The sequence below is a fragment of the Pelobacter seleniigenes DSM 18267 genome (assembly GCF_000711225.1).
Lineage (GTDB): Bacteria > Desulfobacterota > Desulfuromonadia > Desulfuromonadales > Geopsychrobacteraceae > Seleniibacterium > Seleniibacterium seleniigenes.
This window is the reverse complement of sequence record NZ_JOMG01000004.1, coordinates 890,982-906,446: the sequence shown is the minus strand read 5'-3', so window position 1 is coordinate 906,446 and position 15,465 is coordinate 890,982. Positions and strand designations below refer to the sequence as shown.

The 15,465-nt window shown below is 59.0% G+C and carries 3 protein-coding genes; all 3 read right to left on the bottom strand.

Translation table 11 applies throughout. The features are described 5' to 3' along the window. Positions 1–48: 48 nt before the first annotated feature. Genes N909_RS0121045 through N909_RS0121035 form a run of 3 tightly spaced genes read right to left on the bottom strand, consistent with a single transcriptional unit; the run spans position 49 to position 15,286 of the window. Positions 49–7,008 carry a type I polyketide synthase gene (locus tag N909_RS0121045; protein ID WP_029918087.1) on the bottom strand — a complete coding sequence of 2,320 codons (6,960 nt, stop codon included), beginning with the start codon at positions 7,006–7,008 and terminating at the stop codon, positions 49–51. A 2-nt stretch (positions 7,009–7,010) separates the two neighbouring features. Beyond that, complete coding sequence (locus tag N909_RS0121040) at positions 7,011–13,862, bottom strand: type I polyketide synthase (protein WP_029918086.1); 6,852 nt, start codon at positions 13,860–13,862, stop codon at positions 7,011–7,013. Next, positions 13,859–15,286: a PfaD family polyunsaturated fatty acid/polyketide biosynthesis protein gene (locus N909_RS0121035; RefSeq protein ID WP_245613655.1), complete on the bottom strand. Its 1,428-nt coding sequence runs from the start codon at positions 15,284–15,286 to the stop codon at positions 13,859–13,861. Before N909_RS0121035 ends, N909_RS0121040 begins: the two co-directional genes overlap by 4 nt. Positions 15,287–15,465: the final 179 nt, after the last annotated feature.

The following is a 15,465-nucleotide window of genomic DNA, read 5'->3' as shown; positions in this document are numbered from 1 at the left end:
GATTACGGAAAGCTCTTGTAACATGAAATCAGGCGGAGGTGAAGTCTCTCAACTCAATTCCCCGTCAGCCGGGTACAACCTGAGGGAAAAATCGTGCATCTGGTAGATCACCTTGCCATCGACGGACAAACTGCCGTCGGCGGTCATGATCCGCTGCTCCTCGTCAATCGCCTTGATCATCGCTTCCACGGTGACCTGGCGGTTGGTCGGAATAACCTGTCCGCGATAGTTCCAACTGTGCTTCATGCCACAGGCGACGGTCTCAAAACGGCTTTCCGGGCCCACTTGCCAATGCGCGGCCGCAAAAGCTTTTAACAACTGCAGAAACGATTCCAGGCCGAGGGAGCCGGGGCAGACCGGGTCCTGATAGAAATGCGCTTTAAAGAACCACTCTTCAGGGTCCACCTTTTTCTGACCGCGCACATAGCCCAGGCCATGGGGGCCGCCTTGCTCGATCAGCAGCTCGATCCGGTCGATCATCCGCAGCTGACTGGCCGGGAAAGGAGCATCTTCAGGGTAGGTAAAGGAGCGGGCCATTGCCAACTCATCTTCGGCCGGCTGATAGAGCACGGCACCGCGCACCCCGACCTGCTGCGCCAGGGACTCCTTAGAGAAGAATCCGAACAGAGTGTCTCCGCTATAGACCGGCCCCTGACGATCACTGACCTGAAAATCATACCCCTGGATGATCATCCCGCCACTGCTGGCGATGCGAGTGATCTTAACAGCAATCTCCAGAGTTCCGGAAGCCGCGGTGACCGGCCGATGCATGACCGCGTTGCCGTCGAGATTTCGGAACGACAGGTCCACCGAGCTGGTCAGCGCCGAGCCAAGGTAAGCGGCCAGCCAACCACAGGGCTGCAGGCCGATTTCCAACAGCACACTGAAAGGCATATCCGGCTGGCGGCCGGCGGCAAAATACCAGGCATCCGGCGGCACGTCATACTCAGCAACGATCGCCACTCCCTCCACCAGTTTCCAGGGTTCGCCGTCGATCGCGACAATACGATCCAGAAACTGGAACGGCGGCCCGGGCAGCCGGGCGATCTTGCGCTCCTGATCAAAGACCCGGTAGGGCTCGCCGAAAGCAAAGGAGGGGTTGCCGATGGCAAAGGCGGTGATACGCTCGGTATCAAACAGAACCTGGCGCTTGTCCGCAGCCCGGGTCGGCTGGTGTCCGGACCAGAGCGCCTCGATCTTGGCGCGGTTCAGACCGGACAGGCGGACCGACATATCGGGTATTTCGACGATCGGATGCCCATCGGCATACATCAATGCATCAACAATTGCATAGGGTTCCGGGCCATAGCCGAGTTCCTTGATATTGACCCGATAAGTGACTGTTTTAGTGGATTCAATGACCTGACCGCGGCACTTCAGTCCACTGGTCACCCCGGGCACCGGTTCGCACCAGGTCTCCCCTTCTTCACCAATCCAACCCATGCGCAGCAGATAGATCCGCAGGGTATGCAGGCAACATTCATACATCAGCGTGCCGGGCATGACCCGGTCATCGACAAAATGACAGGTCAGGAACCAGTCTTCGGGATGGATATCCATCTCGGCGCTGATCTGGCCGATACCGTAACGCCCGCCGCGGGGATCGAGCCGGGTGACCCGGTCGACCAGCTTCAGCTTCCCGCCCGGCAGCGTATATGGTCGCTGCAGCGGTAGATTGGCAAACTGCGGTCCGAAACAGGCGACGAGATCGCCCCGGTAGAGGGCATCGATCTGGTTTTCATCATAAGATTCCACAGTCAGGGAAACCGGCTCCTGCCAGTCTGCGGGCAGCTTGCCCGGTTGCGGCAGCAGATCCAACTTGGTGTGAACGATGCCGCGTCCGGCGGCCAGTTCCGCCGCGCTGAAAAAGCCGGCGCAGCCTTTGGCCATGGACAGCAGCGGCTGACCGTTGACCGTTCCTTCAAAACTGAAACGGAACAGGTAGGTCTGGTCCTGGCGGAAGAAATTATGGATTTTTATGTCATAGCGGATGGTATCGCCGGGCTGAGGCAGCCCGCGATGAAAAGTCACTTCCGCATCAAGGAGTCGATAAACCGCCTCGCCTTTGGTGATGAAATCGATCCCCAAATAGCCTGACAGGAACAGATCGGCCTGACCGGCTTCAACGGCAACGCAGGTTGGAATCCGCAACCCGTCGAGATACCAGCGCTCCGGGGTCACATCATGTTCGGTCACCACCCGTCCCTGAGTCATGGATTTGGGTTCACCCTCCACGCTCAGAATGCGGTCAACCAGCATCAGCGGTTCGTCCGGCAAACGAACCCGGGTTGGAAACTGATCGACAGCGGCAAAGTCGGGACCGAGCATTTTGCCGACGGAACCGATGGCGAACTCCAGACACATGGCTCGGTCAAAGGCAACCGGGACCGACTCCGGTTGCGGCGGACTCGGCGCGGCAGCGCTCGGCTGTTTGTCGTCTGCGCTCAGCGGTGCGGCCGGGAAAAGGTCTTCGGGCAAAGATTGCCCGCTGGCCTCAAACTGCTGGAGCAGGCCCAATTGCTGCCGAATATTGCTGCTCAGCGCCTGTTCCATGGATTTAGCAAAGTTGAGGTAAGCTTCGTGGGCAGCGGCGCCGGATTGCAACAGCCGGGTCATGGTTGCGGCAACCCCGCCGCCCATACCAGCTTCCGGGGCAGCTTCCGGGGCAGCCTGCGGACTCTTTATCGGCCTGATAATTTCTTCATCCATTTTATCAATAACAGATTCATTAGTTACTGTTTTTTTGACATATTTAACATCGGGAAGCTGTGGTGAAAAAGCTTCTCCCCCAGAGCGAATGGCGATCTTGCGGTTGTCACGGGCAGCGATATTTTCGGGCTGTGTTTTGGTCACCGGGTAAAGCTGGGCAAAATCGACCGGCACCCGCTCAGCCAGACAGTGGGCCAACAAGCGTAACAGCTGGGTGGCTTCAGCAACCCCCGGAGCACACAAAGAACGGGACAGATGCGGCCGTTCCGCAAGGATGCTGTTAATCATCCGGCTGCAGGAATTGCCGGGACCGACTTCCAGAAACAGCCGCGCCCCATCAGCATAAAGCTGCTCGATCACCCGCGGATAGTCGATAGTATCCAAAGCCTGGGCAAGAATGACATCAGCAGCGTTGGCGGAGGTCAGCGGGTATTTTTTCCCCAGTGCACAGCTGTAGTAATCGATCCCCGGCGGCGGTGTGACCTCAAACAGGTGCAGCCGTCGATAGGCCTCGGCCACAGCCTTGGTGACTTCACAGTGGACCGTGGTCACCCCTTGCAGAGGGATGAAATGGCAGCCGAGATCGCGGACCAGCCTTTCCACCTCGGTACGCTGGCCGCCGATCACACATTCGCGATAGGTATTGACGATCAGCAGATAAACTCTGTCGCGCCCCTGAAGCAGCGAACGCACTTTGTCAGCCGGTACATTGACAATACCAAGGGACCAATCGACCGGCTCGTGGGCAGGCAGATTCCAGACCCGGCGAGCGGCCTGACAGGCTCCGGCCAACTCATCGGTAAACAGTGCCGAGGTTTTCAGGCGTTTGAGCATTCCATCCCGCTCGCGCCAGGCACCGGAAGAGAACAGTCCGGAAGACTCGCCCAGGCTGTAGCCACTGATCATTTGCGGGTGGATATTGAAATTGCGCAGCAGATCATGAAGGGCCGTACACAAGGCAACATGAGAAATCACCAGGGCGTTATGATCCTCATGGAGTTGCGACTGCAACTCCTGGTTCCAGAACCGCCAGGGCTGATATTGATCTGCCAGCAGCTGGCTGCTCTGTTCCTGGGTCGCATAGATGTCCGGTCGGAACAGTGATAGTTCGCGCCCCATCCCGGCAAAATGGTTGCCGGAGCCAGGAAAAACAAAGGCGACTTTGCCCTGCCTGGTCAGGGGATCGGCAGAGTAAAAAATCCGCTCCCGCAACGCCGGCGGCAACAGGGTCCCATTGCCATCGCCATGGCCGGATTGTCGGCCTAAACTCTGTTCAGGATTGCTTCTGAGGGCCTGTTCGGCGTAGCTGATCAGCTCGTTCAATTCCTGCTCAGCGGCACTCACCAGGCTGATACAGAGAGGCAACTGCGGTTGTGGAGGATGGGCTTCAAACCAGCGGCGCGCCATAACGGCAAGCGGCTTTCCGGTCAGTGCCCGAACCAGATCCTGCAATTGGGCCAAACCGTCCAAGAGCTGGGCCGGTGAATCACCTTCAATAACGAACAGCGCTTCAGCAGCAGGCAGGGTCAGGCCATCGCTGAGCTCGGCTCGCTCCTGCTCGGGGCCCTGATATTCTTCCAGGACCGCATGCAGTGCTGAATGGTCAAAGCCGAGATCGCTGACCAACATGCGGCGCGGCCCGCGGACACGATTATGCAACCAATACTGAGGCGCCTGCGGGGTCCAGCAGTTGCCGCTTGCGGCGGCTTGGACGGCAGCACCCGTGGCGGTTCCTGAAAGCAGCCGACGATGCAAACAGAGCGCCGCCTGGACAACCGCTGCCAAGCCCCCTGCCCCGCCACTGTCGCCGATATAATCGACCACGGCGGAAAGACTCCAGGGTCGGTTGTCGTCCCGGTCGGCCAACAGTTTGTTCAACCCCGCCACATCACGGTTTAAAAACGCTGCCGGACCGCTGCTGCCGGAGATGACGGCGTCAAGCTGGCAGGGTTTGATCCCGGCATGAGCGCAGGCCCCCTGTAACGAACCGAGCCAGGAGTCATCATCCCGCCCCTGCTGTTCGGGCGAACCGGCAATAACACTGTCGATGCCACTGATCACGGCATAAATCCGGTCGCCATCCTGCTTGGCATCAGCCAGGCGTTTCAGGACGAGAGCCGCGGCACCTTCGCCGATCAGGGTATCCTCTGCCAAGGTGCCACCCAGTTGCCTGCTTAACACGGCACGCAGATCTGCTGCAAAATCGACAGCACCGACAATCGCCCGGGTAATGGACCCTTCCTGCAAGGCATGAATGCCGGCCTGCAACGCACTGAGCCCTGAAGTTTCCTCGCTGGAGAGGGTGAAGCTGGGTCCGCCAATGCGGAATTCCTTGGCGACCCGGCTCGCCACGGTACTCCCCAGAGCACCCATGGTTCTATTGGCGCTCAGGGCCGGGCCGGCGGCCGTCCGCAGTTGGGCGATCCACTCGCCCATTTGCTGCTCATCCAGCTCCAACCCAAGTTCCTGAGCCCAGCGCGGGGCATATTTTTCCAGTGCCCAGCGAAAGCTGAAGTTGGTTGCATTCAGATCAAGGCCGCAGCCGATAAAGACCCCGGCAAAAAGCAGGTCAGCAGCAGTCAGATCAGCGTCGGCCAACGCTGCGGCAGCTACTTTCAGCATCGCCAGTTGCCGTGGCAGCATTTCCGCCAGTTCCAGTGGTGGGATTCTGAATTCGCCGGCAACGGCGGAAACCTCAGTCAGGGGGTAACCCTGCGCTGCTACAGAATCAGGCAACGTTTGGCGTAACCAGCGGCTGGTTTCCGCACCCCACCAATTGGTGACCGCTTCGGGTGACCTGGGCGTGGCATCCTGAAACAGCTGCCGGGCAAATTTGTCCAGGCTGTCCAGATCGCCGAAATGGGTCGCCATCCCAACGATGGCCACCGGCTGCTGTTTTTTCTTGGAAGACGGATGAATCCGGACCGGGTTTCTTTTCCCTGCTGCGGGTCGCCACTCTTCAATCAGCAGATGGGCGTTGATGCCGCCAAAACCGAATGCACTGACCGCGGCGCGACGCGGTTGTCCGGCCCGCCGTTCCCAATGCTCAGAACGCTTGAGAATGCGAAATGGACTGCTGTCCAGATCGATCCCTGCCGCAGGCTCAGCGAAGTTGACCGTTGGCGGTAAAATCTCAGACTTCATGGCCACAAGGGTCTTCAGCAGCGCGGCGGATCCGGCGGCAGTCAACAGATGGCCGATATTCGCTTTCGCCGAACCGATGACACATTGCCCCGGTCGCCAGGAACTGTCCTGCCAGAGCTGCGAGAGACTGGAAAATTCCACCGCATCACCGACCGGGGTTCCAGTCGCGTGACATTCGATCAGATCGACCACATCAGGGGTCCAACCAGCCTGTTTGTAGGCGTCGCGCATGGCCCGCAGCTGGCCTTCCGCAGCCGGAGCCAGCAGATTCCCTCCCAGATCGTTGGAGAGCCCGATCCCGCGAATCACCGCGTAGATTCGATCACCGTCACGCACGGCATCCTGGGTCCGTTTCAGCAACACCAGACCGCAGCCTTCACCGACCACCAGACCGTTGCCGTTACGATCAAACGGCGAGCAGGTCCCGCTTGGAGAGAGCGCCCTGAGCTGAGAGAACCCCATCTGCGTATAGAGGGAGTCGGGCCGCGATAGTCCCCCGGCGAGCATGGCATCGGCCCGCCCGGACAGCAGTTCATCGACGGCGAGCTTGATGGCATACAATGATGAAGCGCAGGCCGCATCAACGGTAAAGCAGGTCCGCTGAAAGCCGATGGCTCTGGCCAGCAGCGATGCCGGCAAGCCAGCGACATAGTGATTGAGGGGTTCCAACTGGTGTTCCGGTAAGGAGAGCTGTCTCTCGGCAGAGAGTTGTTCGACAAAGGTCTGACCGAGAAAAGCGCGCGCCAACGCGGAAGATTTTTCACTGGGCAAAGCCAGGTTACCGATGATGATGCCGGACTGGGCCGGCCGCGGTTTTTTCCCGCGCACATCGGCCAGAGTCTGCTGACCAACCCGCAGCAGCAGCCGGAACATGGGGTCGAGCCTGGCGAGAAAGCCGGCGTCAATCCCCAGCCCGGGGATCTCAGCCGAATCGGTAGCCGGATCAAGAAAGCAGGCCTTGCGCGAATAGACCCGATCCGGGACGCCGACTCTGGCGTCATAGGCTTCATCAGCCGACAGCAGCCAGCGTCCCGCCGGGGGTTCGCTGGCCGTGTTGACGTTATGAACGATATTATCCCAAAAACGATCAAGGGTCGGAGATGCTGGGAACTCACCACCGACCCCGACAATCGCAACAGATTGAGCAAGGGGCATTTTCAAGCGACTCCAGTCAGTTTATTACGCTGGAAAGTTGCATTCAGCGAGGCATCGATCACACATTCGTAGTTCTCGATCCGCGCCACCAGCGAACCGTCGGTGGCATCGACAAAGTCGATCTGAGCAACAGCGCGGCTGGTGCTCCGCTCAATGACCTTGACCCTGATTTCGGTCCCGGTGGTCGGGAAGCGCTCGCGGTACTGCCGATAACGTTCGGCAAACACCGGCAGCGAGCCGGCCTGATATTGGTCAAAACTCCACAGAATCAATGACTGGAAACTGCTGTCGAGGACCAACGGATCGGCAAACCAGCTGCTGCGCAGCGGCTGGTCGATCCATTGCCCGGGCGACGGTGCCCCCTGAGCAACCACGCTGATCCCCTGGCTGGAGCAACCGAGCACCCGGCTGATGCCATGGAAGTCAGCACCATGGAACAGACGGTCGGCGGTGTAAATTTCCCCGTCCCGGTTATAGGCCGGCAGCTCAGGAGCCGGCAAAGCGGCTTTGACAGCCGGCAAGGCTGAGGCCAGAAGAATTCGGCCCCGTGCGTGAGGTACGACCTGCCCTTTGCCGTTGGTGCCGGAAATTTCCACCGGCACGACATGGATTCCGTCACTCTTGATCGCTTTACCGGTCATGACCTGCAGACTGTAGCTACTGTCCGCCGCCAGGATGACCCCTTTCAAGACCCGCAGATCATTGAACCCCTGAAATTTCAGGCCAGGATTGTTGTGGATCGCACCATGGGCCATCCATTCGACCATGATCGCCACCGGCAGAACCGCTTTGCCATCCATGACATGAGATTTCAAAAACGGATACTGTTCAACGGACAGCTCAAGATCGAAGGCCTTGGACACATAGATATTCGCTTGCGGCTCGGCGGTCGAAAGAGCGCTGCCCTGTTCTTCAGCGCCGCTGATCACCAGTTCGACAGCTTCCCGATCCGGATTGGACAACTCCTGCAGCAAATAGTCGGTTCCGGCCTGCAGATCGATGACCGCAACCCCTTCCCGGGCAAAGACTTTCTTCAGTTCCGGGGTCACCATCCCCCCGTCCCAGGGGCCCCAGTTCAGAGCCAGAACCCGACAGTGAGGCAGTTTTTCCGCCTCTGCAGCGGCAATTTTATTCAGCACCTCATTGGCAACGGCATAATCGACCTGGCCGATGCGCCCGAAACGCCCGGTCGAGGACGAATACAGGGCAAGGAATTGCAAATCCGCTTCAGTCACTGAAGCGAGCAGGTTGCGCAAACCGTCCACCTTGGTCGCGTAGACCTGATCAAATTGAGCCAGGGTCTTTTCCTTGATCAGTTTGTCGGCCAGCACTCCGGCACCATGAATAATCCCGCGCACCGGACCATACTCAGCAACAGCTTCGGCAATAACCGCCCGACACTGGTCGGCATCACGCAGGTCCACGGACCGATACAGGGCTTTGCCGCCGGCGTTAAGAATCCGCTCCAGGGTTGCGCGGATTTCCCGCTCAGCACTGATCCGCTGGAACTCCTGGGCAACCTCTTTCGGTTTCATCGGCCCGGTAGCATGAGCGAGAATTCCCTTTTTAATGGCTGCCTCATCATGCAGCCCGTTGAGCCAAGCCGGCTCGCTCTCACTGAGACGATTGCGGCCCAGTAGCAGCAGCGTTGCCTGACTGGCGCGGGCGAGCGCAACTGCCGCTTCGGCCGTGACGCCCCGAGCACCACCGCTGATCACCACCAGATCCCCGGCTCCGACCGGCAGGTCCAAAGCTTGACTGGACAGCGGTTGCTCGACCAGTTCCAACCCCTGAATCCCGACCGAAGTCACGCCGACCTCAAGGGGGCCGGCCAGGAAGATCTCGTTGACCAGGGTTTCGGCAGTCGCTTCGATCTCCATTCCCATGGCGATATCCAGGGCTTTGCAATGAATGGAGGGCCATTCCAGGGCTGCGGTTTTACACAGCCCGGCCAAGCCGCCGGACAAGGGATCGCTAATGCTACTGCGTGATTTGAGCCCAAAGCAGCCGTTCAGACGGGAAACGGTGGCAATAAAAGCACCACCGCGCCCGCTGGCGGTATCCAGGGCGGGTTCACATTTCTGCACCAGGGCAAATGAATCGATTAAAAAGCGGTCGCTGGTGCCATGCAGAGGCGCCATCACAACCAGCCCGGAGAGGGTCTCGGGAATTTCCAGGTCGGTCAATTCGGACAGAGAAATTTTCCGCGGGATCAACTGGCGAGCGGTAAACCGTTTGCAAAGCTCATCACTTAGGGCAGAACCGTCATCGGTAATCCAGACCTGCGCGCCGGAGGTAAATTTGAACTCCTTCTGGGGGCGCTTTTTAGGTAATGGAAGGGCCTGGAGAACCTGTCGGGAGATCCCTTTGGCAGCCGCAACCGCTTGACTGGAGGAAGGTTCCCTGGTTTCTTCCGAACCGGCCAGGCTGGCCAGGAAATCGACGATCTGACCAACGGTCTGCAAAGTACCCAAATGTTCCGGCTTGATGGCCGGCGCACCCGGTATCCGCTCCTGCAAAGCGGAGAGGATTTCCACCCGCTTGATGGAGTCGATTCCCAGATCGGTATCCAGGGCCATCTCCAGTTCAAGCATCTCCACCGGGTAACCGGTTTTTTCCGCAATCACCTCAAGCAGGGTGCTGGCAACTGTGCCACGATCGACGCTTGTAGGCTGCGGTTGTTCCACGCCGATGGCACTCGGCTGTTGGCTGCGACAGAGATGATCGATGATCTGGGCGAGAGTCTGCAGCACGCTGAGATCCTCCGGCTTGACGGCCGGCAGATCCGGCAGCTGTTCCTGCAGGGCGGAGAGGATTTCCACCCGTTTGATGGAGTCGATCCCCAGATCGGTATCCAGGGCCATCTCCGGTTCGAGCATGTCGACCGGATAGCCGGTTTTTTCTGCGACCACGGCTAGCAGGGTCTCACTCACCTGCTTGCGGCTCACCTGCGGCAGCGCCGCAGCAGCAACTGTTGCCACGCTGGCGGGAACGCTAATCGCGCTGCCAAGATGAGCGACAATCTGTCCCAGGGTCTGCAATTGCCCCAGTTCTTCAGGTTTAATCGGCGGCAGCTCAGGCAGGCTTTCCTGCAAGGCGGAAAGAATTTCCACTCGTTTGATGGAATCGATCCCCAGATCGCTATCCAGGGCCATCTCCAGTTCAAGCATCTCCTGTGGGTAGCCGGTCTTTTCTGCGACCACCGCCAACAAGGTTGCAGTAATCTGGGACGCATCCACGGTTGCGGAAGAAACCCCGCTGGTCGCCGTGGCAGCCTTATCACCGGGCATCTCCGCATCAAGATGAGCAACGATTTCCCCCAGGGTCTGCAGGCGGCCAAGGTCTTCCGGGCCGATGGTCGGAGCTTGCGGTAAGCGGTCCTGCAGCGCGGAGAGGATTTCCACCCGTTTGATGGAGTCAATTCCCAGATCCGAGTCCAGCGCCATCTCAAGTTCGAGCATTTCTACCGGATAACCGGTTTTCTCGGCGATAATTTCGAGCAATAACGGAGCAATGTTACTGACGACAGCCGGGGCAGCTGGGGCAACCGGAGTTACCGGCAGAGGCGCTGCGGCAGCGCTGGCGGGCTGAGGACTAGTCGGCGTGGTTGGAACTGCGGCCGCCACCGGTTGAGTTGCGGGTGCGGCAACTGGTGCGGCTACAGCAGCCGGGGTGGCTGTGTTCTGCACCAAAGGCTGCCCATGCAGCAATTGCTGTTGCTGTTCAATCAGCTGCATGAAGGACTGAGTCGCGGCCTGCTGCCCTTCTAAAAACTGTTGATGCAGCTTGGCGGTCTGTTCCTGCAGGCTTTGCAGGGCCTGCATACTCTGCGTGGTCATCCGTAGCGCATCCTGCAGCCGGTCGCTTGCCACGGTCGGCCGTGACGGCGCCGCGGGAGAGACTCCCGCCGCACCGATTGCTACTGGCGCGGCTGCTGCAGACGACTGTGAAGCGGGTGCTGCAACAGGTTCTGTTGGCTGCGGCTGAAGGCGAGCCAACGGCGGCCGCTTGGCCGGCTTTTTAAAATGATTGGCGCCGCTCAGGGTCAAGGTCAGACCGGCTTTCTTCCGCTTGGTTCCAACAGTTGCACCGTAACCCTGGTCCCAACGACTCAGATCAAGGCTGACGCCAAGGGAGGCCAGCCGGGCCAGCAGTCGGGCCAGATCGTGAATCGTGGAACGTTTACCGTTGGAAGAATCAAGGGCAACCGCCGCATATGGCTGCTCAGCGAGGATCGCTTTGACCATCCCGACCAGGCGTGCACCAGGACCCACTTCAACAAAAATGCGTGCGCCATCCCGATAGAGACTGGCGACTTCCGCGACAAAATCGACGGGGCTGGCCAACTGTCTGGAGAGCAGTTCCGCCATGGCTTGAGTCTCTTGCGGATAAGCCTGGCCGGTAGTATTTGAATACACTTGGCCGCGGGCCGGCTGAAAGTCAACCTGAGCCAGTTCAGCAGCAAACGGTTGGGCGGCTTCCGCAACCAGCGCGCTGTGAAATGCCGCAGCCACAGAGAGACGCTTGTGGGCAATCCCCTGCTGTTCGAGTAACCGAGCGGCTTTCTCAATCTCGCTGGTCGCCCCGGAAAGAACCCCTTGAGTGGGCGTATTGCGATTCGCCAAAACCAGATCGAGACCAGCCGTGCTGATAAAATCGGCAATCTCCGCCAAGGGGGCGGATACCGCCAGCATTGTCCCCCGGTCCCCGCCACCGGCGGCCATCAGTTCGCCCCTTAATTTGGACAGACGATAGAGATCCGGTTCCGCCAGAGCACCGGCGCAACAAAGCGCCGCGAGTTCACCGTAACTGTGTCCGGCAAAAGCATCCCCCTGCAGGCCGAAACCATTCAAAACCCGCATCGCTCCCAGACTGACCGCTCCCAGCGCGGGCTGGGCCAGGTCGGTGGCCTGCAGTGCGGCAAAACTGGCGTCCCTGCCCGCCTGATCAAATTGCGGCCGTGGGTACAGTTTTCCGGCCAGGGCACCGCTGCTCTGTCCATTGGCAGCGGAAAAGGAACGATCGGCCTGCTCCAGAACAACAAAAAACTCCGGGAACTGCACGGCCAGATCGGCAAGCATGCCGGGATACTGGGCTCCCTGTCCTGGAAACAGCAGGGCCACTTTGCCACCAGCCGGGCCGCTGGCAAAATAAGCGCCGTCAGGTGTTTCCCAGACGCTTTGCTCCGCATGTTTAGCCAACTGGGTGAGGCAGGTCTTTAACGGCCCGACCGGATCAGCCTGGCGGCGATCCAGAACCGCTACCAGACGGTATTCAGCAGCGCTGTCAAAGCTTTGCCGCTGGGCGGCGGCGGCAGCGCGGATGGCGCGCCAGTCGGCCGCAACCGGGAAATCGTTGACCGCCTGTTTCAGTTGCTCGATGGTTGACGCTGAAAAGGGCACCGGCTGGACATCACCCAACCAATCGACCACGGCTTTTTCCGGCTGATATTCTTCAAGAAGACAATGGAAATTGCTGCCACCGAAGCCCAGGGCGCTGATTCCGGCCCGCCGCGGGTGGTTCGGGTTGCCAACCCAAGGGCGGCATTCGGTGTTCAGGTAAAAGGCTGATGACTCCTGCAACAGGCTTTCATGGGGCTGGTCAACTTTGATTGTTGGCGGCAGAACCTTATGGTAAAGGGCCAGGGCTGCTTTGATCAGCCCGGCCGAGCCAGCAGCGGCTTTGGTATGGCCGATCTGCGACTTGACCGATCCGAGAGCGCACCAGGGCTGTTCCGCGGGACCGAAAACTTCCTGCAAGGCGGCCACTTCGATGGCGTCACCGACCCGGGTCCCGGTCCCATGCCCTTCAATCAGTTCAATGCTGCGCGGATCAATTCCGGCCTGCTCGTAAGCCCGGCGCAGGGCCTTGGTCTGACCGCTGGCAGTCGGTTCGTAAATGGCACCGCCACGCCCGTCACTGGACGCACCGATCCCTTTGACCACCGCATAGATTCGATCACCGTCCCGTTCGGCATCGCTCAACCGTTTCAGCACCACCACCCCGAGACCTTCACCGATAGTGGTCCCGTCGGAGTCGGCGGAATACGGTCTGGCATGTCCCGAAGGCGACAAGGCCGGGGTTTTGCTGAAGCAGGAGTACATGAAAATATCGTTGAAGGTATCGATACCGCCGGTCACGACCATATCGGAGCGACCGGCCGCCAGTTCCAGAGCGGCCAGGTTCAAAGCGCTTAAAGAGCTGCCGCAAGCCGCATCGACAACACAGTTGGTGCCGCCGAAATTAAAATGCTTGCTGATCCGCCCGGCCACGACATTGCCGAGCAAACCGGGAAAGGAATTCTCCTGCCAGGGGACATAGGAATCGGATATCCGCCGGACCACATCTTCAGCCAATTCCTGATCTACCCCGGCATCTTCCAAAGCCTGCCGCCAACGCGGGTGGCCGAGCCTTGCCCCTAACGGAATCACCAGTTCCAGGGCACCGGTCACACCGAGGATGACACTGACCCGATCCCGATCAAACTCTTTATCACCAGCATAACCGGCATTGGCCAGGGCTTGTTCAACAGTCAGCAGTCCAAGCAGCTGTGAGGTATCGATGGCCTCGATGGAATTGGGCAAAATCCCGTAATCCATCGGGTTGAATTCTACCGGCGACAAAAAGCCGCCAAGTTTGGAGTAAACTTTATCGGCCGCTTTAGGGTCTTGATCAAAATAATCTTCAGGACGCCAGTGCGTTTCCGGAACTTCGCTGATGCCGTCGGCGCCGTTCCTGATATTGGTCCAGAAGGCACCGGCGTTATCCGCCTGAGGAAACATGCAACCGATCCCGACAATAGCCAGAGGGACGGATGCCGGCGACTGTTCTTTAACTTCATTGTTATTATTCAACTGAGGAACTCCTTGATTTGATCAATGGTCAGCGGAGCTGTCAGATTCAGTGCTGAAGGGAGGGTCCCCCCTTGCTGTTTCAGTTGATTGCCGCGTTGCAACACGGCAGCACCAAACAGAATGTTCATGGCAACGACAGCAACTTTGCGTTCCGATACCTGTTCCAGAAACGAACCACGGACCCACTCGTTAAAGGCTCCCATGGCCGGTCCGCACCAGATCTGATAGTCGATTTTCCGACTCGCCTCACCGCTATTGGCCCAAACGGGAGACTGCCCCAGATACCAGCGGAAAACCAGGGCCATTTTATATTTCGGGTCTTTTTCAGCTTTTTCAACCTGGCGGGGATCACGCCCGGAGAAATAACGCCGGGTCTGCTCCCAGACCGCATCCAGCGAAGTGCGGAAAAAGGTTTTTTCCAGCTTGTCCCGCTCATCGGCAGGCAATTCTTCAATGCTGCTGAAAGCGCGATAAAGTTCATACAACTTGTGAGCCCGGATGGCAAACATGGTCCCGCGTTTAACCACCTGAACTTTAACCCCTAATTCAAACATATCCCCGGAAGGAGCCATGGTGATGTCCGCCTGCCGGGTTTCCGCGAGCATCTGCCTCACTTCGTCACAGGTGCCCGATTCAATACAGGCCTGGTTGACAGTCCCGGTCACCAGGTAATCAGCGCCCATGGCAAATGCGGCAACGGCCGAAGCCGGAGTGGCGATGCCGCCGCCGAGTCCGACCCGCAACTCGCAGGCATAGTTTTGCTGACGCTGAACCTGTTCTTTTTGAGCAAGAATGGTTGGGAACAAAGCCAGTGCCGGGCGATTATCGGTATGCCCGCCAGAATCAGCCTCAACGGTAATATCCTGCGCCACCGGGATCTCAGCAGCCAGCAGGGCCTGTTCTTCGGTCAACTGACCTTCGGCAACCAGTTGGCGCAACATTTTCTCCGGTGGGGGAGCTAAAAACCTCGCAGCCACTTCTTCCCGGGATATCTTGGCGATGACCCGGTTGGGCGCAACCACCCTTCCCTGGGCGTCCCGATAAATTCCATGGGTTCGGAAACGGACGACCGGCAAGGTTAAGGACAAAAACGCGGACGCTTCAATCAGGCGGATGCCGCGGCGGATATAAAGTTCGACCACGGCCTTTTCCAGTTCAGGCTCATTGGGGCTGTGAATCAGGTTGAAACCGTAGGAAAAAGCATTGCCCTCCGACTCCAGCTGATCGATGGCCCTTTCGATATCCTGCAAAGACAACCCGGCGGCGCCGAAAAAACCGAGCATGCCGTGGCGCCCCAATTCACGGACCATCGCAACCGAGCTGATCCCTTTGGCCATGGAGCCACCGACATAGGGGTACTTGATATTGAAATCGCTGCAGAAGCGGCGGCTGCCAAGGGATTCGAGGGGGCACGGCAGGACCATCCCGGAAAACTCTCCGTTCGGTCCGCTGGCAGCAGCATCCCGAAGCCGGACACCGGCACCGTCCTGTGCCAAAAACAGCGGCCGTTGAATCTGCTGTAACTGTTTTTTCAGCTCGGTTGATTCGATACAGACCCCATTCCCGGACAGCTCGGGACGGAGGATTTCCGGAACGGATTGAT

Bases quoted from the DNA above. Each gene is read 5' to 3' on its own strand.
- N909_RS0121035 (WP_245613655.1), bottom strand. From the start codon at position 15,286: ATGGTCCTGCCGTGCCCCCTCGAATCCCTTGGCAGCCGCCGCTTCTGC.
- N909_RS0121045 (WP_029918087.1), bottom strand. From the start codon at position 7,008: ATGCCCCTTGCTCAATCTGTTGCGATTGTCGGGGTCGGTGGTGAGTTC.